Annotated in this window: 20 protein-coding genes; 9 read left to right on the top strand and 11 right to left on the bottom strand. The window is 58.9% G+C overall.

Annotated elements, in window-relative coordinates; genetic code table 11:
• Positions 1-58 precede the first annotated feature (58 nt).
• From pbpG to R6254_RS17135, 7 genes are all read right to left on the bottom strand, one after another.
• A complete protein-coding gene (gene pbpG, locus R6254_RS17165; RefSeq protein ID WP_318408602.1) occupies positions 59-1129 on the bottom strand; it encodes a D-alanyl-D-alanine endopeptidase in 1071 nt (356 codons plus the stop codon).
• Between the two features lie 197 nt (positions 1130-1326).
• Positions 1327-2865, bottom strand: a complete 1539-nt coding sequence (locus R6254_RS17160; RefSeq protein ID WP_318408600.1) for a 2-isopropylmalate synthase — start codon at positions 2863-2865, stop codon at positions 1327-1329.
• A 27-nt stretch (positions 2866-2892) separates the two neighbouring features.
• The gene (leuA, locus tag R6254_RS17155) at positions 2893-4584 is read right to left on the bottom strand and encodes a 2-isopropylmalate synthase (protein WP_318408598.1); all 1692 of its coding nucleotides are present in this window, start codon (positions 4582-4584) and stop codon (positions 2893-2895) included.
• 226 nt (positions 4585-4810) lie between these two features.
• Positions 4811-5620 (bottom strand): CDP-diacylglycerol--serine O-phosphatidyltransferase, encoded by an 810-nt coding sequence (gene pssA, locus R6254_RS17150; protein ID WP_318408914.1) that lies wholly within the window; start codon positions 5618-5620, stop codon positions 4811-4813.
• Positions 5621-5824: 204 nt separating this feature from the next.
• Entirely contained in the window at positions 5825-6841 is a 1017-nt protein-coding gene (ilvC, locus tag R6254_RS17145) for a ketol-acid reductoisomerase (protein WP_318408597.1), read from the bottom strand.
• A 129-nt stretch (positions 6842-6970) separates the two neighbouring features.
• Complete coding sequence (ilvN, locus tag R6254_RS17140; protein WP_318408595.1) at positions 6971-7462, bottom strand: acetolactate synthase small subunit; 492 nt, start codon at positions 7460-7462, stop codon at positions 6971-6973.
• Between the two features lie 104 nt (positions 7463-7566).
• Complete coding sequence (locus R6254_RS17135; RefSeq protein WP_318408593.1) at positions 7567-9348, bottom strand: acetolactate synthase 3 catalytic subunit; 1782 nt, start codon at positions 9346-9348, stop codon at positions 7567-7569.
• A gap of 341 nt (positions 9349-9689) precedes the next feature.
• Here R6254_RS17135 and R6254_RS17130 point away from each other — a divergent pair, with 341 nt between their 5' ends.
• From R6254_RS17130 to R6254_RS17105, 6 genes are all read left to right on the top strand, one after another.
• Positions 9690-10256, top strand: a complete 567-nt coding sequence (locus R6254_RS17130) for an RNA polymerase sigma factor (protein ID WP_318408591.1) — start codon at positions 9690-9692, stop codon at positions 10254-10256.
• Positions 10253-10681 (top strand): DUF3619 family protein, encoded by a 429-nt coding sequence (locus R6254_RS17125; RefSeq protein WP_318408590.1) that lies wholly within the window; start codon positions 10253-10255, stop codon positions 10679-10681. Before R6254_RS17130 ends, R6254_RS17125 begins: the two co-directional genes overlap by 4 nt.
• A 74-nt stretch (positions 10682-10755) precedes the next feature.
• Positions 10756-11424 carry a DUF3106 domain-containing protein gene (locus R6254_RS17120; protein ID WP_318408589.1) on the top strand — a complete coding sequence of 223 codons (669 nt, stop codon included), beginning with the start codon at positions 10756-10758 and terminating at the stop codon, positions 11422-11424.
• A gap of 133 nt (positions 11425-11557) precedes the next feature.
• The gene (locus R6254_RS17115) at positions 11558-12040 is read left to right on the top strand and encodes an RDD family protein (protein ID WP_318408912.1); all 483 of its coding nucleotides are present in this window, start codon (positions 11558-11560) and stop codon (positions 12038-12040) included.
• Positions 12041-12103: 63 nt separating this feature from the next.
• Positions 12104-12550: a diacylglycerol kinase gene (locus tag R6254_RS17110; RefSeq protein WP_318408588.1), complete on the top strand. Its 447-nt coding sequence runs from the start codon at positions 12104-12106 to the stop codon at positions 12548-12550.
• Positions 12547-13134: an LOG family protein gene (locus R6254_RS17105; RefSeq protein WP_318408586.1), complete on the top strand. Its 588-nt coding sequence runs from the start codon at positions 12547-12549 to the stop codon at positions 13132-13134. The genes R6254_RS17110 and R6254_RS17105 overlap by 4 nt, the downstream gene beginning before the upstream one ends.
• 132 nt (positions 13135-13266) lie before the next feature.
• Here R6254_RS17105 and R6254_RS17100 read toward each other — a convergent pair whose 3' ends face one another.
• Entirely contained in the window at positions 13267-13605 is a 339-nt protein-coding gene (locus R6254_RS17100; RefSeq protein WP_318408584.1) for a P-II family nitrogen regulator, read from the bottom strand.
• Positions 13606-13632: 27 nt separating this feature from the next.
• Positions 13633-15321 carry an NAD+ synthase gene (locus R6254_RS17095; protein WP_318408583.1) on the bottom strand — a complete coding sequence of 563 codons (1689 nt, stop codon included), beginning with the start codon at positions 15319-15321 and terminating at the stop codon, positions 13633-13635.
• Positions 15322-15347: 26 nt separating this feature from the next.
• Between R6254_RS17095 and R6254_RS17090 the strand changes: the two genes are divergently transcribed.
• Entirely contained in the window at positions 15348-16652 is a 1305-nt protein-coding gene (locus R6254_RS17090) for a GNAT family N-acetyltransferase (protein ID WP_318408581.1), read from the top strand.
• Between the two features lie 23 nt (positions 16653-16675).
• Here R6254_RS17090 and R6254_RS17085 read toward each other — a convergent pair whose 3' ends face one another.
• Positions 16676-17149, bottom strand: a complete 474-nt coding sequence (locus tag R6254_RS17085; RefSeq protein ID WP_318408579.1) for a VOC family protein — start codon at positions 17147-17149, stop codon at positions 16676-16678.
• 56 nt (positions 17150-17205) lie between these two features.
• Between R6254_RS17085 and R6254_RS17080 the strand changes: the two genes are divergently transcribed.
• Both R6254_RS17080 and R6254_RS17075 read left to right on the top strand, forming a co-directional pair.
• On the top strand, positions 17206-17853 hold the full coding sequence (locus R6254_RS17080; protein WP_318408578.1) for a TetR/AcrR family transcriptional regulator: 648 nt from the start codon (positions 17206-17208) through the stop codon (positions 17851-17853).
• A 147-nt stretch (positions 17854-18000) separates the two neighbouring features.
• The gene (locus tag R6254_RS17075) at positions 18001-18789 is read left to right on the top strand and encodes a hypothetical protein (RefSeq protein ID WP_318408577.1); all 789 of its coding nucleotides are present in this window, start codon (positions 18001-18003) and stop codon (positions 18787-18789) included.
• Between the two features lie 62 nt (positions 18790-18851).
• Here the strand turns inward: R6254_RS17075 and R6254_RS17070 are convergent, their stop codons facing one another.
• Entirely contained in the window at positions 18852-20144 is a 1293-nt protein-coding gene (locus R6254_RS17070; protein WP_318408575.1) for an NAD(P)-binding domain-containing protein, read from the bottom strand.
• Positions 20145-20291: the final 147 nt, after the last annotated feature.

Below are 20291 nucleotides of genomic sequence, written 5' to 3'. Positions count from 1 at the left end.
GCAGCTATCAATAACATAGTGATGAATGGCGGCAGGAAGCCGCCCGCGCAGACAGTCCTCAGCCGGCGGCCGGCCGGGCCACGGCGCTGACTTTGGGCGTTGCGCTGATCGGTTGTGACTCAACCCAACGACGCACACGCTCGGCGTCACCCAGGCGGCTTAACTTGCCAGCCGAATCCAGAAACACCATGATCAACTTGCGGCCGGCAATCTTGGTCTGCATGACCAGGCACTGGCCGGCTTCGGAGATGTAGCCGGTTTTTTGCAGGCCAATGTCCCAGTCCGGGTTTTTGACCAGGCGGTTGGTGTTGTTGTACTGCAGCGTGTGCCGGCCCACGGCCACCTGGTAGCCAGTCGACGTGGACAACTCACGCAACACCGGATCGGCATGCGCGGCATTGACCAGCGTCGCCAGATCTTGCGCGCTGGACTGGTTCTGGCTGGACAAGCCCGTAGGCTCGACGTAACGCGTGTCCTTCATGCCCAGCATTTTGGCCTTGGCATTCATCAGACTCACAAACGTGGGCAGGCCACCCGGATAGGTGCGGCCAAGCGCGTGCGCTGCGCGGTTTTCGCTGGACATCAGCGCCAAGTGCAGCAATTCGCCACGCGTCAGGCTGGTGCCTACGCGCAGACGTGAGCTGCTGCCTTTTTCAGTATCCACATCGTCCTGCGTGATGGTGATGACATCGTCCATCGGCAGGTGGGCATTGCTGACAATCACACCCGTCATCAACTTGGTCAAGGAAGCAATCGGCAACACGGCGTGGTCGTTTTTGCTGAACAGCACTTCCTGTGTGTCCTGGTCAATCACCAGCGCCACGCTGGATTTCAAGTCAAGTGCATCCTGCGCATTGTGCAAACCAGCAATTTGCCCGAACGAAGGTTTGGCCGGCACGATGGCGACAATCTCCGACTTGCGCCGGGACTTGGCCACAAAACGAGCGCTCTTGCGGCTGGAAACCACTTTTTTCGATACGACTTTGGCGGCATGGACCTTTTTGACCACCTGGCGTTTGGCAGGCGCGGCCTCCGCCGCAGGCGAATTCAAGCTCAACGCGGCCGAAAACGTAAGAAATCCAACGACTTGTAAACTTCGTTTGAAAATCAGATTCAGCTTGTTGAACATGGGGGTCGCCTCCAGTTGCGATTAGTGCGATGCTGGAGTGTATCCAAATAGAAAAAGTCACGCAATATCAATCGTTTGCGTAACTTTCCTAAACGCAACAATGAAGTTGCGCGTCTTTTGGGCTAATTTCGCTCTTCTGGCCGCCAAAAAATACCTAAATTGTTGAATTTAAAGGGATTTTTTGACGCCAGCCACCTTCAGCCCTGGGCTGCCACTCGGTCAGCTTTATTTTGTAACTTGCTCAGCGCACTCAAATAAGCTTTGGCCGACGCGACCACGATATCCGGGTCGGCGCCCACCCCGTTGACGACACGGCCACTGTTTTGCAGCCGTACCGTGACCTCACCCTGACTTTCGGTGGAGCCGCTGATCGCATTCACGGAATAAAGCACCATCTCGGCACCACTTTTGACATGGGTTTCGATGGCTTTGAGCGACGCATCCACCGGGCCATTGCCGTCGGATTGACCGCGCACCTCCTTGCCGTCCACGGTGAACACGACGGTGGCCTGCGGGCGCTCGCCGGTTTCGCTGTGCTGGGACAAGGAGACAAAGCCGTATTGCTCCTTTTCGTGGGTCTGGCTTTCCTCGCTGACCAGGGCCAGGATGTCTTCGTCGAAAATTTCGCTCTTGCCGTCGGCCAGCTCCTTGAAACGCGCAAAGGCGGCATTGGTATCGGCTTCGCTGTCCATCTGGATGCCGAGATCTTGCAGGCGCTGCTTGAACGCATTGCGGCCGCTGAGCTTGCCCAGCACCATCTTGTTGGAGCTCCAGCCCACGTCTTCGGCGCGCATGATTTCATAGGTTTCGCGCGCCTTCAACATACCGTCCTGGTGAATGCCGGACGCATGGGCAAACGCATTGGCGCCGACCACGGCCTTGTTCGGCTGCACCACAAAACCGGTGGTCTGGCTGACCATGCGGCTGGCCGCCACGATGTGTATCGGGTCGATGTTCATGTCCAGGCCGAAATAGTCCCTGCGCGTTTTCACGGCCATGACGATTTCTTCCAGCGAGCAGTTGCCGGCGCGCTCACCCAGGCCGTTGATCGTGCACTCAACCTGGCGCGCGCCGCCGATTTTCACGCCGGCCAGCGAATTGGCCACCGCCATGCCCAGGTCGTTGTGGCAATGCACCGACCAGATGGCCTTGTCGCTGTTGGGCACCCGTTCACGCAAGGTTTTGATGAAATTGCCATACAACTCGGGAACGGCATAACCGACTGTGTCAGGTACGTTGATGGTGGTCGCACCTTCGGCGATCACGGCCTCGATCACACGGCACAAAAAGTCCACGTCGCTGCGATAACCGTCTTCCGGGCTGAACTCGACATCGGCCACGAGATTGCGCGCAAAACGCACTGAAAGCTTGGCCTGCTCCAGCACCTGCTCCGGGCTCATACGCAGCTTTTTCTCCATGTGCAGCGCACTGGTCGCGATGAAGGTATGAATGCGGGCATTGGCCGCCCCTTTGAGGGCTTCGGCAGCGCGGGAAATATCCCGGTCATTGGCGCGCGAAAGCGAACAAATGGTGGCGTCCCTGATGGTGTTGGCAATTGCCTGCACGGCTTCAAAGTCCCCGTTGGAGCTGGCAGCAAAACCGGCTTCAATCACATCCACCTTCAGGCGTTCCAGCTGGCGCGCAATCCGCAACTTTTCATCACGTGTCATGGAAGCGCCAGGCGACTGCTCGCCATCGCGTAAGGTGGTGTCAAAAATAATCAGTTTGTCAGTCATGGGGTTCTCCTGTTGATCTTTTGCCGCTCAGGCGGCTGTGCCGCTAATTTGCTTGGGTGACATTGTAATTTTTGCGCGCTGCAGTCCGGAAATGACCGCTTTCAGCGAAGCCGACACGATATTCGCATCCCGGCCCACGCCAAACAGCGTCTGGCTTTCATTCACACGCAACTCCAGATAGGCCACCGCCTGTGCATCGGCGCCCGAGCCCACCGCATGTTCGTGGTAGTCCAGCACACGAATGGTGTGGCCCGTGGCCTCGTTCAAGCCATTGACGAAGGCATCGATGGGGCCGGTGCCCTGCCCGTCCACGGTGAAAGATTGCCCTTGAAACGTCACGTCGGCATGCATCTGCACCACCTGGCTACCCGCTTCTTCCTCGACCTGATGCCGGGGTGCCACAACACTTTGAACGCCGTACTCATGGTCAAACAAGGTCCACAAATCCTGGGCTGTCAGCTCCTTGCCGGTGGCGTCCATCACCCCCTGGACCACCTGGCTGAATTCAATTTGCAGACGGCGCGGCAACTCCAGTCCGTATTCACTTTCAAGCAGGTAGGAAATCCCGCCTTTGCCCGACTGGCTATTAACACGAATCACAGCTTCATAGCTGCGGCCCAAGTCCTTGGGGTCGATCGGCAAATAAGGCATGTCCCAGACATCGCCGTCCTTGCGTGCGGCGAAGGCTTTTTTGATGGCATCCTGGTGCGAACCAGAAAACGAGGTGTAGACCAAGTCACCCGCATAAGGGTGGCGCGGATGCACCGGCAACTGGTTGCAGTGCTCCACCGTGCGGCGAATATCGTCGATGTCTGAAAAATCAAGGCCTGGGTGAACGCCCTGGGTGTAAAGGTTGAGTGCAACATTGACCAGGTCGAGGTTGCCGGTACGCTCGCCATTGCCAAACAAACAACCTTCTACACGGTCGGCGCCGGCCATCAAGGCCAGTTCCGCAGCAGCCGTCCCGGTGCCGCGGTCATTGTGGGGATGCACGGAAAGAATCACCCCATCGCGCCGTTCGATATGACGGTGCATCCACTCGATCATGTCCGCGAAAATATTCGGCGTGGAGTGCTCGACGGTTGTCGGCAAATTGATGATGCACTTGTTCTCGGGACTGCTCTGCCAAACTTCGGTGACCGCATCGACCACGCGTTTGGAGAAGGCCAGTTCGGTGTCCGAAAACATCTCGGGTGAATATTCGAAGGTCCACTCGGTTTCAGGCTGCGTCGCCGCAAGTGCGCTAAACAACCTGGCGTTGCGCTGCACCAGCTCGATGATGCCATCTTCGCTCAAGCCCAGCACCACCCGCCGCATGATGGGTGCAATCGGATTCACCATGTGCATGATGGCTTTGCGTGCGCCTTTGAGCGATTCGAAGGTACGTTCAATCAGGGGCTCACGGGCATGCGTGAGAACTTGGATACGCACATCGTCGGGGATCAGATTGCCTTCGATCAGTTGACGCACAAAGTCAAATTCCACCTGGGAGGCCGATGGGAAACCGACCTCGATTTCCTTGAACCCGATTTTCACCAGCGTCTGGAACATGCGGTGTTTACGCGCCAGGTCCATGGGCTCGATCAGCGCCTGGTTGCCATCCCGCAGATCCGTGCTCAGCCAGATCGGCGCCTGGGTCAGCACGGCATCGGGCCAGCTGCGGTCACGCAGAGCAATCGGTTTGAAGGCGGGGTACTTGCTGGCAGGTTGTTTCAACATGTGGATCTCGTCGATTGTGAAAGTTCAAACCCAGCAACCCAAAGAAAAACGGCCCGTTGCTGGTGCAAACGGGCCGTTGAATTGGGTGTACGCGTGCGCGCTACCGTCTCCGCCCGTTGGCAGATAGCAGTAGTGCTAGCGAAATTCGTTTCATGTCTGGCAATGTATCACAAAATTTTGCGGGTTCGCGACGCCGAGGACATGGCGCCTGGAACCGACTGCTTGACTAGTGAAGTCCCCGCTCGTCGGGCTCATCGGTCGAGGTCGAGATCAGGCTGGTCTGCAGGCCCTTGGCTTTGCGCCACGCATACAACGCATAACCGGAAAAGCCATAAATGATGAACAGGCCGAAAATCACGGTCGGCGGGTCAATATTGATCACAGCGATGCCCAAGGCAATCAGCACGATCACGACAAACGGAACGCTGCGTTTGATGCTGAGGTCCTTGAAGCTGTAAAAAGGCACGTTGGTCACCATGGTCAAGCCCGAATACAGGGTCAAGGCAAACATGAACCAGCGTACGTCTTCACCCTGCACGCCCGCTTCCGCCATCAGCCAGATAAACCCCGCCACCAGCGCCGCCGCCGCCGGCGAAGGCAATCCTTGGAAGAAGCGTTTGTCGACAACCGCCGTGTTGACGTTGAAGCGAGCCAACCTGAGCGCGGCGCAGGCACAGTACACAAATGCCGCAACCCAACCCCAACGGCCCAAGCTGGTCAAGGCCCACACATAGGCAATCAACGCTGGCGCAGCACCAAACGAGACCATGTCGGACAAGGAGTCCATCTGCTCGCCAAACGCACTCTGGGTGTTGGTCATACGCGCCACACGGCCATCCAGGCTGTCCAGCACCATGGCACAAAACACACCAATGGCCGCTTGATCAAAGCGTCCATTCATAGCCATCACAATGGCGTAAAAACCGCCAAACAGCGCAGCCAGCGTGAACAGGTTGGGCAGTATGTAAATACCCTTGCGCCGCTTGCGCGGCACGGCGTCGTCAACGTCTACCTGTGAGTTCTCGCCGTCATGCATAAAAAATTCCCTCGATTGCTGCTTGGCAGGCGCAGAAGGCACGCCGAACAGCCGCATTCGCCTGGAGGTCATGGCGCGCAGATAGTGATTGAGTCATAAACAGAGGATACCAAACGAAAGTGCCGCAAACGAAAAAGCCGCGCAAGTGTTTTGCGCGGCTTGAAAGCTGAGCCAGTCTGGGCCTGATAAGGCCCAGCCGATTCATCAGTTGCGGGTTTGGTCAACCAGCTTGTTCTTGGCGATCCAAGGCATCATGGCGCGGAGCTTTTTGCCCACGACTTCGATCTGGTGCTCGGCATTCAGGCGGCGGCGGCTGATCAGTGTCGGCGCGCCAGCATGATTTTCCAGCAGGAAGCTCTTCGCGTATTCGCCGGTCTGGATGTCCTTCAGGCACTTGCGCATGGCTTCTTTCGTGGCCGAGGTCACGATGTTCGGGCCGGTCACGTATTCGCCGTATTCAGCGTTATTCGAGATCGAGTAGTTCATGTTGGCGATGCCGCCTTCATAAATCAGGTCGACGATCAGCTTGAGCTCGTGCAGGCACTCGAAGTACGCCATTTCAGGGGCGTAACCGGCTTCCACCAGCGTCTCGAAACCAGCCTTGATCAGTTCAACCGTACCGCCGCACAGAACAGCCTGCTCGCCGAACAAGTCGGTTTCGGTTTCTTCGCGGAAGTTGGTTTCGATGATGCCGGCCTTGCCGCCACCGTTGGCCATGGCATAGCTCAGGGCCAGATCGCGGGCCTTGCCGCTCTTGTCCTGGTGCACAGCGACCAGGTGGGGCACGCCGCCACCCTGGGTGTAGGTGTTGCGAACCGTGTGGCCAGGGGCTTTCGGCGCGACCATCCAGACGTCGAGGTCAGCGCGCGGGATCACGGCACCGTAATGCACGTTGAAGCCGTGAGCAAACACCAGCGAGGCACCCTGCTTGATATTGGGGGCCACGTCGTTTTTGTAAACCGAGCCGATTTGCTCGTCAGGCAACAGAATCATCACAACGTCAGCTGCCTTGACCGCATCAGCCACTTCAGCCACCTTGAGGCCGGCTTTTTCAACCTTGGGCCACGAAGCGCCGCCTTTACGCAGACCGACCACGACCTTGACGCCGCTGTCGTTCAAGTTTTGCGCATGGGCATGACCCTGGCTGCCGTAACCGATGATGGCGACGGTTTTGCCCTTGATCAGGCTCAGGTCGCAGTCTTTGTCGTAAAAAACTTTCATTTTTCTCTTTCGGAATAAGTATTGGCGAAAATGCCCTTCGACAGGCTCAGGGCGAACGGTCAACGCATATCGCCACTCCAAAATCCGTTCGCGTTGAGCCTGTCGAAACGCGCGCACGGACAGCTGAAATCAAACTCTGAGAATTCTCTCACCACGGCCTATGCCGCTGGCGCCGGTGCGCACTGTTTCCAGAATCGCACTGCGGTCAATCGCCTCCAGAAACGCGTCGTTTTTGGTCTGATCACCGGTCAACTCAATCGTGTAACTCTTTTCCGTCACGTCAATGATCCGACCGCGAAATATATCAGCCATGCGTTTCATCTCCTCGCGCTCCTTGCCGACAGCACGAACCTTGACCATCATCAACTCACGTTCGGTGTACGAGCCTTCGGTCAGATCCACCACCTTGACGACCTCGATCAGGCGGTTCAGATGTTTGGTGATCTGCTCGATCACGTCGTCGGAACCGGTGGTCTGGATGGTCATGCGCGACAAACTCGCGTCTTCGGTAGGTGCAACGGTCAGGCTCTCGATGTTGTAGCCACGGGCCGAGAACAGGCCAACCACGCGGGAAAGAGCGCCCGGCTCGTTTTCCAGCAAAACTGCAATGATGTGTTTCATAAGAAGATTCCTCTTTTCGCTGCCCTCCCCTGCGCACGGTAATGCGCAGGCTCGGCAGACAATAGATTCGTCAGGTGACGGTGAATGAATGGGGAAAGCGCGACTCAGAGGTCTTCAGACCCGAGCAGCATTTCAGTGATGCCTTTGCCGGCCTTGACCATGGGGAACACGTTTTCAGTCGGATCGGTACGGAAGTCCATAAACACCGTGCGATCTTTCAGCTTGCGTGCTTCACGCAGCGCGGGCTCCACATCCTGTGGCTTTTCTATCAACATGCCGACATGGCCGTAGGCTTCGGCCAGCTTCACGAAGTTGGGCAAGGCGTCCATATAGCTGCTGCTATAACGGCCTTCGTAGTCAATTTCCTGCCATTGGCGCACCATGCCCAGGTAACGGTTGTTCAACGAACATATCTTGATCGGCGTGTTGTACTGCAGGCAGGTGGACAGCTCCTGGATGTTCATCTGCACCGAACCTTCACCGGTGATGCAGAAAACCTCGCTCTCGGGTTTGGCCAGCTTGATGCCCATGGCATAAGGAATACCCACACCCATGGTGCCCAGGCCGCCCGAATTGATCCAGCGGCGCGGTTCGTCAAATTTGTAATACTGCGCCGCCCACATCTGGTGCTGGCCGACGTCGGACGTGATGTAGGTATCGGCGTCCTTGGTCATGTTCCAGAGTGTCTCGACCACGTATTGCGGTTTGATCACGTCGCCCGTGCCCAGGCTGTATTTCATGCAGTCGCGCTTGCGCCAGGCTTCAATGGTGTCCCACCAGCCGCCCAGGGCGTTGGCGTCAGGCTTGAGGCCGGACTCCTTGATCATGGCAATCAGCTCAAGCAACACGTCTTTGACGTCGCCGACGATGGGGACGTCGACCTTGACACGTTTGGAAATGCTGGACGGGTCGATGTCAATATGGATGATCTTGCGTTCGTTTTGCGCAAAGTGTTTCGGGTTGCCGATCACACGATCGTCAAAACGGGCGCCGACGGCCAGCAACACGTCGCAGTTCTGCATCGCATTGTTGGCTTCGAGCGTGCCGTGCATACCCAGCATGCCGAGGAATTTTTTATCGCTGGCCGGGTAAGCGCCCAGACCCATCAAGGTGTTGGTGCAGGGGTAACCCAACATATCCACCAGCGTGCGCAATTCTTGCGAGGCGTTGCTCAGCAACACACCGCCGCCGGTGTAGATATAAGGCCGCTTGGCCGTCAACAACAGTTGCAGCGCCTTGCGAATTTGTCCGCCGTGGCCTTTGCGCACCGGGTTGTAAGAGCGCATTTCAACCGTCTGCGGGTAACCGGTGTAGAGCGTTTTGTTGAAGGACACGTCCTTGGGAATGTCGACCACGACCGGGCCGGGACGTCCGGTACGGGCAATGTGAAAAGCTTTTTTCAGGGTCTCCGCCATGTCGCGCACATCCTTGACCAGGAAGTTGTGCTTGACGATAGGACGGGTGATGCCCACGGTATCGCATTCCTGAAAGGCATCAAGGCCGATGGCCGCAACCGGCACTTGCCCCGTGATGATCACCATCGGGATGCTGTCCATGTAGGCCGTGGCAATACCGGTGATCGCATTGGTCACGCCGGGACCGGAAGTGACCAGCGCCACGCCAACATCACCGGTGGCGCGGGCATAGCCGTCGGCCGCGTGCACGGCAGCCTGCTCATGGCGCACCAGGATGTGTTGAATCGAATCTTGCTTGTAAAAAGCGTCGTAGATGTGCAGAACGGCGCCGCCTGGGTAACCCCAGATGTGCTTGACACCTTCGGCCTGCAGAGCCTTCACGAGGATTTCAGCGCCCCGGAGTTCTTGCGAATTGGAATTGGCAGAGGCTGCCGCTGCTGCCGACGTCATTTCGGCTTTTGTGATTTCCATGATGAACCTTTGTGAATTTCTCTAACGAAATACCTTGGGTGCCTCTTCACCCACTCTTGTGAAGCGGTGTTGAGACTTGAGGCCAAAACCATGAGCGAAAACATAATCCGCCGAGCCATGACCCGTTTGCTGTTTGAATTGCAATGAACATTATAAGACACCCACCGACCTTCAATTTTCAAAAACTCCAAAAAAATCCAGCTTGAACGGCCCTTGATGCGATAATTTTCCAGCTTGTGACCATCTCCGGTAGCAGGGCCTGTCGGGCCCGGGACGCTAACAAAGCGCCTGGCAAGAATGCAAAGCAATGACCGTGCTGGGACAAACCGGAACTCAAACCGTTGGCAACCGAACAAGAACTTTCCGACTTCCTGAAAAGCGTTGAAAAACGCGCCTTCAAGCGCAGCGTTTACCACGTGCGAGACGACGAGGCCGCGCTCGATATCGTTCAGGACAGCATGATGAAGCTGGCCCAGCACTATGGCGACAAACCCGCGGCCGAACTGCCCATGTTGTTCCAGCGCATCCTGTCCAACACCACGCTGGACTGGTTTCGCCGGCGCAAGACGCGCAACGCGCTGTTTTCCAACATGAGTGACTTCGAATCCGCCGGGGACGACGGAGATTTCGATTTGCTTGAAACTTTAGAGGCCTCAACCAGCTCTGAAGGTACGGAGAGCGCCCAGGACGCGACCGAACGGGCTCAAATCCTGAAAGAAATTGAAGCCGAGATCAAGGAATTGCCCGGCCGTCAACGAGAAGCCTTTCTCATGCGTTACTGGGAGGAAATGGACGTTGCTGAGACCGCTGCGGCCATGGGTTGCTCCGAAGGCAGCGTGAAAACGCATTGTTCGAGAGCCGTCCATGCGCTCAGTAAAGCTTTGGCCGCCAGGGGAATAAAACTATGAATAACTCGCAACAAAACCGCACCGACATCCTGCAAGACCGCTACGGCCTGAAAACCGCCTCCTACCTGTCAGCGGGTGCGGCAGACCTGCCTTACGATATTTCGGAGCGCCTGCGCGCCGCACGCGCCCAGGCCGTGGCCGTGCGCAAGATCGCCAAGATCCAGACCGCGCCCGTTGCGGCCAGCAGCAGCACGGGATCAACACTGACCTGGGGTTCGGACGAAGGTTTTGGCCTGTGGCGCCGGATTGGTTCGGTACTGCCGCTGATCGCCCTGGTCGCAGGCCTGCTGACCATCAACTCCCTGCAGTCGGACAACGTGGTCCGGGAACTGGCCGAGGTCGATTCAGCCCTGCTGACCGATGATTTGCCACCGGACGCTTACTCGGACCCCGGTTTTGTGCAATTTCTCAAAGCCACGCTGTAAACCCGCCTTGCCCGTCACTGAAAAGAAAAACTGAGCCCATGACCGTGCGACCGACCTGCCCCTCCGACAAGCACATGCTTGACCTGTTGGCGCCGTCTTGGGTGCTGCTTCTTGCGCTGGCGGTCTCGACCGGCGCCAGCGCCCAGCCGACAGCCCCCAAGGCTGCAGCAGCACCCGCCGTTCCGGCCAAAACCGTTGTGGCCCAGGCCTCCGCCGGTCCGGGCTGGGCCGAGTTGAGCCCGGCACAACGCGACATTCTCAAACCGCTGGCACCCAATTGGGCCTCGCTGAGCCAGACCCACAAACGCAAGTGGCTGCAAATGGCCAAAAGCTACCCGGCCCTGCCCACCGATGAGCAGGCCAAAATGCAGGGCCGCATGCAGGAATGGGGGGCCTTGAGTTCACAACAGCGGACCCAGGCCAGGCTGAATTTTGCAAAAACCAAAGAACTCTCCAAAGAGCTGACGCCTGAAGAAAAAAAGGCTAAATGGGAAGCCTATCAGTCGCTCAGTGACGACGAAAAGCACAAACTCGCCGCCAAGGCGCCGGCCAAACCCCTAGGTGCTGCGCCCGCCCTCAAACCGGTCGCGCGGCAGAAGCTGGCCACCATTCCTTCGGCCACTGACAAACCCAAGGTCCCGGCAGCGCCTAAAATTGCGGTTTCGCAGTCAATTGACAGCCCGCCGGGCACGGCGCCGGCCGCTGCCGCCGCGCCGGGTGTCACACCGGCTCAGCCGCACTAGCCTTCACCGGCCTGCCAGCCACGCCGGGGTACCGGCCGGATGCTGATCAATTTGCACTGTAGCCCTTCTCCCCTCTCATTTGAACGCTACAAAATTGATAGTCAATTCCGCTGACCGCGCCCCCACCCCGTCCTTGCGCAGGCGCATGGCTTGCTGGCTTTACGAGGGCTTGCTGATGTTCGGCGTGGTTTTTATCGCCGGTTACCTGTTTGGCACACTGAGCCAGACGCGTAATGCGCTGGACAACCGCCATGCCTTGCAAGCCTTTCTTTTTGTGATTTTTGGCATTTATTTCGTCTGGTTCTGGGCCAAAGGCCAGACCCTGGCGATGAAAACATGGAATATCCGCGTGGTGGACACCCAGGGCGCGGCCATCAGCCAAAAACGTGCGCTGCTGCGTTATGCACTGAGTTGGCTATGGTTTTTGCCGCCCTTGGCGATCAGTTGGATCTTCGGCGTGCCAGGCCAGGAAGCCGCGGTGCTGATCCTCGGCTGGGTGGCGATCTGGGCGATTTTGTCGCGCTTTCACCCTGACCGGCAGTTCTGGCACGATGCGCTGGCCGGCACCCGGCTGGTTTCCAGCCTGCCCCTGGGCACACCGGCCAAAGCGGCCTGAAAATACCGGCCGGCCATGAAACCTTCGCATCCAACTGCCACAAAGCCGCACGACAATCGGCCCATGTCCGAACAAGTTTCCTCGACCGCAGGTCAGAGCCACCCAGCGGCTACCGCGCCCAGCGCTGACCCCGTCAACCCCCAAAAAAACCGTAAAGGCCTGAACCGCGTCTGGCATGCGCTCGGCTACTCGCTGGCGGGCCTGCGCGCGGGCTGGCACGAGACCGCCTTTCGCCAGGAAGCTTTGGCCAGCCTGATCCTGCTGCCGGTGTCGGTCTGGCTCGGTCGTACCTGGGTGGAAACCGTGTTGCTGGCCGGCGCAGTGGTCCTGGTGATGATCATCGAACTGCTCAACACCGGCATAGAAACGGCGATTGACCGCATTGGCCCCGAATGGCACGACCTGTCCAAACGCGCCAAAGACATGGGCAGCGCGGCCGTTTTACTCAGCTTGCTGCTGTGCGCCGGCATTTGGGCCACGGCCCTGTTTCAAAGGTTTTTCACGACATGAAGCCCGCTTTTTCCCTCTGCGTTTATTGCGGCTCACGCCCGGGCGTGGACCCCGTTTTTGCTGAAACCGCACGCCAGGTCGGCCGCTGGATAGGCGAGCACGGCGGGCAACTGGTCTATGGCGGCGGCCGCAACGGCCTGATGGGCCTCGTCGCCGACGCCACGCTGGCGGCGGGCGGCCGGGTGATCGGCGTGATCCCGAAAGCGCTGGTGGAAAAGGAATGGGCCCACACCGGCTGCACAGAACTGCACATCGTGGACACCATGCATGAGCGTAAACGCCTGATGGCCGAACATGCCGATGCTTTTTTGTCGCTGCCGGGCGGCATAGGCACACTGGAAGAATTTTTCGAGGTCTGGACCTGGCGCCAGCTCGGTTATCACGCCAAACCGGTGGGCCTGCTCAATCTGGGCGGTTATTACACCGAACTGCTGACGTTCCTGAATTCGTCGGTCAAAAGCGGCTTCATGAGCGACTGGCAGATGGAACTGATTTGTGTCGCCAGCGAGCCAACCGACTTGCTGCAGCAACTGGTGCAGGCGGCGGGCATGGCGCCCGAGGGACTGCGGCTCGACCAGATTTAAGGCACTCGCTTCAGGTCCCATGGGGGCTATCTCTTTACAAGCCGGGGCCGCGGGACTGGCTTAGCCAGACCGCAGGCGCAGCGGCCCCCCAGGGGGGCAGGGAGCTACACGAAGTGAGCGACCGTGGGGGGCCTAAACAGCAGATTCGTCCTCTTCCCCGGTCCGGATACGCACCACACGTTCAACGCTGGTGATGAAAATCTTGCCGTCGCCAATCTTGCCGGTGCGGGCAGCACGCACGATGGCTTCCACGCAACGGTCCACGTCGTCGGACTTCACCACCACTTCAACCTTGACCTTGGGCAGAAAGTCGACCACGTATTCGGCGCCGCGATACAGCTCGGTATGGCCTTTCTGGCGGCCAAAACCCTTGACTTCGGTGACCGTCAGGCCGGTCACGCCGCATTCGGCCAGGGCTTCACGGACTTCTTCGAGCTTGAAAGGTTTGAGGACAGCGGTAATTTGTTTCATAGTCGGATTGTCTCTTAGTTAATCAGGTCAGGCTCTGAACTTGCTGGTCACAGGATAGCGCCAATCCTTGCCGAAGCTGCGGTGGGTCACCCGTATGCCTATCGGGGCCTGGCGGCGTTTGTATTCGTTGATCTTGATCAGACGGGTCACACGCTCGACCACGGCCGCGTCAAAACCGGCGGCCAGAATACTTTCAATACTTTCGTCGTTTTCCATGTAACGCTGCAAAATCGCGTCCAGCACCTCGTAAGGCGGCAGGCTGTCCTGGTCGGTCTGGTCGGCGCGCAACTCGGCGCTGGGCGGACGCGTGATGATGCGCTCCGGAATCGGGTTGCTGCCCGTGCCGTAGGGGTCGTTGTCATTGCGCCAGCGCGCCAGCTTGAACACCGTGGTTTTCAGCAAGTCCTTGATCACCGCAAAACCGCCCGCCATGTCGCCGTACAAGGTGCAATAACCGGTCGCCATTTCACTCTTGTTGCCGGTGGTCAGCACGATGGCGCCGAACTTGTTGGACAGCGCCATCAAGAACACGCCGCGTATCCGCGCCTGGATGTTTTCCTCGGTCGTGTCTTCCTTCAGGCCCTTGAACTCGCCGGCCAGCGAGGCCTTGAAGGCCTCAAACTCCGGCACGATGGACAACTCGTCGTAACGCACTTTCATGCGTTCGGCCATCTCACGTGCGTCTATCCAGGAGATGTCGGCCGTGTAGGGCGAAGGCATCATCACCGTGCGCACCTTGTCGGCGCCCAGCGCATCGACGGCAATCGCCAGCACCAGCGCTGAATCAATACCGCCCGACAAACCCAGAATTGCGCCCGGAAAGCCATTTTTGCCCAGGTAGTCACGCACACCCAGCACCAGCGCGTCCCACAAATCGGCCTCGGCGCTGCGCTCGGGCACCACAGTCGCTACCAATTTAATAGCTGCTTGCGCCCGCTGCGCCTGGACAGCAAACAGATTTTCCTTGAAACTTTCGGCCCGGCCGGCCAAGGTGCCGTCGGCCTGCAGGGCAAACGAGTGGCCTTCAAAAACGATTTCATCCTGGCCGCCGACCAGGTGCGCATAAACCATGGGCAAGCCGGTGGCCAACACACGCTCACGCATCATCAGTTCACGCTCGCCGCCTTTGCCCACATGGAAAGGCGAGGCGTTGATGACGGCCAGCAGCTCGGCGCCGGCCTCTTTGGCCAGCCGCGCCGGCTCTTCAAACCAGGCGTCTTCGCAGATCAGCAGCCCGACGCTGATGCTGTCTTCGCCTTCACCGGCCTGAAACACACACGTGCCCTGACCCGGCGTGAAATAACGTCGCTCGTCAAACACCTGGTAATTGGGCAACTCGCGTTTGGCATAGGTTTCGATGATGTGTCCCTCGCGCAAGACCTTGGCCGCGTTGTGCCGCTGCTGCACTTCCACACTTTTGGTACGCAAGCCCTTGCCGTTGTCGCCGTGGGTGGGCGTGCCCACCACCACGGTCAGCCCTTTTAACCCGGCCAGCTCACTGGCCACCCGATTCACGGCATCATCACAGGCTTGAATAAACGAGCGGCGCAGAAACAGGTCTTCGGCCGCGTAGCCGCAAATCGCCAGCTCGGGCGTCAGCAGCAGCCGCACGCCGTCGGCATAAGCCGTGTGGGCGGCGTCTATGATTTTTTGCGCGTTGCCCGGCATGTCGCCGACGCAGTAGTTCAATTGGGCAACACAGATTTTGAGTGACATGAGTGAAATTGAACCCTGAAAAACACGTGAAAAACAACGCAAACGATTATGTCATCCGCGTGCTGGATTCGCCGCGCCAGGTCGATGCCGCCGCCTGGAATACCCTGCTCGCCGCGCAAGACCCGGCCAGCGGGCTCAACCCCTTCATGCGCCACGAGTACCTGAGCGCCATGCTGGAAAGCGGCAGCGCCACGCCAAAAACCGGCTGGACCGCGCGTTTTGTCATCCTCTCGCAAGGCGACGAGATGGTCGCGGCCTGCGCGCTGTACCTGAAAGACCACTCCTACGGCGAATACGTCTTCGACCACGCCTGGGCCAACGCCTACCACCAGCACGGCCTGCCCTACTACCCCAAGGCCCTGGTCGCACCGCCCTTCACGCCCGTGCCCGGCGCCCGCCTGCTGGCGCGGGACGCCGAAACCCGCACCTTGCTGGTCAAGGCCCTGGTGGCCTGGTGCAGCGATGAAAAGTTGTCCTCGCTGCACCTGCTGTTTGCCAGCGATGAGGATGTGGCCGCGTGTGAGGCGGCGGGTTTGATGCTGCGCCACAACATACAGTTCCACTGGACTGGCCCGCCTTCCGGCTATCGCGACTTCGACGACTTCCTGATGTCCCTGAGCCAGGAAAAACGTAAAAAAATCCGCCAGGAGCGACGCAAGGTCAGTGACGCCGGTGTCAGCTTCCGCTGGTCGCTGGGCCAGGACATCTCGACGGCCGACTGGGACTTTTTCTACCGCTGTTACGAGCGCACCTATTACGAACACGGCAACGCACCTTACCTGAGCCGCGACTTCTTCCAGCGTATGCAGGACGACATGCCGGAGAACTGGCTGCTGTTTGTGGCAGAGCGTGACGGCACCCCCATCGCTACGAGTTTGATAGCTGTCAGCGCAAGAACAATGGCCCCCACGCTCCCCACTGCGTGTGGTTCGCTGCCCCCCGAAGGGGCTGAACTTGCTCGGGGCGGCCCTTCGCTGCGTTCGCCAAGGGCTGCAGGCCAATTTGATGCTAAAAACCCCAGCAAAATCGCCTACGGCCGTTATTGGGGCGCACTCGAGCGGGTGGATTGCCTGCACTTTGAAGCCTGTTATTACCAGCCGCTGCAGTGGTGCATCCAGCACGGCTACCAGCGCTTTGAAGGTGGTGCTCAAGGCGAACACAAAATGGCGCGCGCCCTGCTGCCCGTGAAAACCACCAGCGCCCATTGGCTGGCGCACCCGGCTTTTGCCGATGCGGTGGAGCGCTTTCTGGAACGTGAAGGCGAAGGGATCGCCGGCTACATGGAAGAACTGGAGCGGCGCAACCCGTTCAAACAAGACTACTCAAAATGAGGGTCCTTCCGCTGTCGAGGGGGCTAGGCTGTTTCGCCAGCCTCCATGGCTTGGTTCCAGCGACGCTGCATCTCGTCTGGCGATACCTGCTCGACGCGAGTAGCGACTGTCCATTTGTGTCCGAACGGGTCCAACAGCATGCCGCTGCGGTCTCCAAAAAACTGGTCCTGAACCTTGCGCAGTTCTGTGGCGCCCAGCGCAATGGCACGCGCAAAAGTTGCATCGACATCAGCCACATACAAGTGCAGGGTCACGGGTGTGCCGCCCACGGCCGCTGGACTCAGCGCGCCAAAATCTGGGTATTCATCCGCCAGCATGAGCGTTGAACCGGCAATCTTCAGCTCTGCATGCCCGATTTTCCCGGAACCCTCGCTGAGACGGAACAGTTCTTCGGCGCCAAATGCGTCGGCAAAAAAAGCGATGGCTTGGGCTGCCCCCTTCACGACGATATAAGGCATCAAGCCCGGTGTCGTTTCAATGCTTTTGTCCATGGTCATAAAATTTCCTGGGTAAAATGAATTTAATTACGAAACGTATCGTCACGAAAATATCCATGACTGTCAAGCTCCCTGATTCGCCCTTGCGTCAACGCGGGCGTCCGCGCAGCATGGACGCTCACGCGGCCATCCTCAAAGCCGCCAGACAACTACTGGAAGACGGAGGCCTGCCGGCAGTCACGATGGAGGCTGTGGCAGCGCGCGCTGGCGTTGGCAAACCCACGCTGTACCGGTGGTGGCCCGACCGGCACGCGGTGGCCATGGCCGCCTTGATGGATCAATCAGATCCTTCTTTGCCCGCGAACAAGGCGCAAGCTCCGTTGCAGGCCCTGCGCAGCCAACTCGAAGCAGTCAGTGAGCTGTTTTCCGGAAAAATGGGCCGCAACGTGGCGACGATGATTGCCACAGCTGATGCCGGAACCGAACTGTCAAAGTCGTTCCGCAATCATTTTGTGATGACGAGGCGAGCCGAAGGCCTGGATTTTCTGGCCCAAGCGGTGGCGCAAGGGCATATTCGCAGCGACCTGGATCTGGACCTTGCCGTAGACCTGATCTATGGCGCGCTGTTCTTTCGCTTGCTGATGGGTCATGCGCCGTTATCGGCAACTTTTGTACGGCAAGTTCTTTCTGACGTGCTGGAGGGATTTGCAACCAAGTACGTCGAGGCGGCAAAGCCGCGCGGCGCGCTGAAAAAATCCCCGTAAGAGCTGATTCCCCACCTCACCCCGGGCAACAGCTGGCCGCGACAAGGCGGCAAATGAAGCTATCAATTCAATAGCGCATGACGCCCGTACTTATTGCTCTAGATGCCTATTTTCCCTTATGAACCGGCTTGTTTTAAGCTCTTGCTGATGCTGAACCCTGACGCCAAACCGCCCAGCAACAACACAGCCGGCGCGCCGCCCGCGCCGCTGGGCCGCACCCATGCCCGGCGCCTGCGCGAGATTTACCGCTCCGCTGGCTGGCCCAGCCAGGATCTGGTCGAGATTGAGTTGCTGGCCTGGGGCATGCTGCAGCGTGTCTCTGGCCCCAGCGGTCACGAAACCCTGCGTGTCACCGATGCCGGTGTGTCTTATCTGGCCGCCACCTTGGTGCGCAACCGCTCGGCGTTGTCGGCCCACGAGGCGCTGGTGGAACGCCTGGCCGGCGAGATGGTGCGTGCCGGCCGCATCACCTGGCGGGGCTTGGGTCTGCGGGCGCAGCTGCCGCCCGCCATCGAAGGCGGCCCGGCACGCTGGTGTATCGCGCGGCCCGATGTGTTTTCAATCCGCAACACCTCGGTGGCGGCTTATGTGGACCCCATCGTGCACGAGATCAAGGTGCACCGCTCCGATTTGCTGGGCGACCTGCGCCGCCCCGAAAAACGCGCGGCCTACCTGGACCTGGGCGGCGAGTGCTGGTACGTGTTGGGCTGCGATGCCAAGGGCCGGTGTATTGCCGAACCCGACGAAGTGCCGGCGGAATGCGGCGTGATGGTGGTCGACAACCATCGCCTGGTGGTCGCGCGTGTCGCGCCGCGGCATTCGCGGCAGGCCTTGCCTTTTGGCGTGTGGGTGGCGCTGGCCAAGGCGACCCCGGTGGCGGGCTTGAACGAGGATGCCCAGGGAATGCTGGATGATGCGCAAGCATCCGGCCCTTAGCGGCCAGGCGACGGCCCCTCTGGAGCAACCCCTGTTGGCGCGGTGACAGCGCCTCCACGGGCTCAGGGTATCGGCATCGGTTCTTCGGCGGGATGCGTCAGCGCCATGTTTTTGTAGGCGGCGAACCAGGTCTCTCGCGGGTAATTCTCGGGGTCACGCACGGCCAGGAATTTGGCTAACTCGAAATGGTTGATCTTTCCCGGCACGGGCACCTCGTCGAGATGCGCCTTGCCATGGATATGCGACATGATGGTCCTGGCGGCGTGGGCATAGGCCCAGGGCGCGGAGCCCGTGGCTTCGAGTCCCACGGCCAGAAAAAACAGATTCGGTGCGTCGAGTGATCGAAACAGGCAACCACAACGCGCTGCCAATTCGTCAACCCGGGTGATCGCCGCCAAGGCTGGGGAATCAAAATAGCCGAGATCCATCGCATAACCAGTGCCCCAAAGAATCAGGTCGACATCAATCCGCTCACCCGAGGAGAGCAGAACCGTCCGATCAACGATTTGCGCTATTTCGCCCCGTTGCCTGGCGATCTTGCTGAAATTCTCAATCATGGCGCGGCGGCCAGGAATCAGCTGATCCCGGGTGATATCAAAGTCGCCTGCGGGAAGAATGTCCTGAAGGCCAAACTTTTCGTAGCGCCCCTTCAGATCAAGGTTGATGTCCCGATTCATCTGCGCGACGGAAACACCCAGCATCTGCTGCTTGGCCAGTCCACGGATGTCGCCGGCGATATGTTTGGGTTTGCGTGTCGGGAGCATCCATTTCAGGCTGCGATAAAGCCAGACCACCTTGCGCGCCTGGTGTTCGAAGCAGAGATCCAGCAGGTCATAGGCAGAAGCACCACCACCGACCACCAGCACATCTTTACCAGTGAGCACATGGGGGTCTTCCAGCGTGGAGGAGTGGTATTCCTGAATCGATGGGTTGACTCTTTCGGTCGGGGGTGTGAAGGCGCGATTGTGTCCTCCAGTGGCGGCGATGAGAAATCTCGAAAAATAACGCTGATCTGGTGTAGTCACCGTCCAGCCATCGGGGGTTTCCTTGGCCGTCGTCACCGCCGTATCCAGCCGCATCGAGGAAGCCAGATCAAATTTATCGACCCAGGCCTGAATGTGGCTGGCGATACTGGCCTGCCGCGCCCCGCTGATGGGAATATCGCCCAAAGCCCAGTCGACAGGGTTGATCTGTATATCCTGCCAGGAAGGTAGTTGGGACCAAAGCCCGCCCACGGTAGGCTGCTTTTCGAGCAGCAACACCTTCAGCCCCGCCTTTTTTGCGTAGTAAAGACTGATCACGCCGCCTATACCGCCACCCACAATGATGAGGTCCAAAGGGTCTTGGGCATGCATGTTGTTCTCCTGCTTTTTCGGCTTGCCATCTACCAACCCGAACAGAAAATGCTGGCTACGCCAAGCCCAGCAGAAGCTCACTATAGGTGCTTGTGCCGCCAAAATCCATCCCTGTTTTGATGCGCACCTTGACCTCACACGGCAAAC

Origin of the sequence: Polaromonas potterensis (genome assembly GCF_033446725.1) — a bacterium.
Lineage (GTDB): Bacteria > Pseudomonadota > Gammaproteobacteria > Burkholderiales > Burkholderiaceae_C > Polaromonas.
This window is presented reverse-complemented; position numbering and strand designations above follow the sequence as displayed.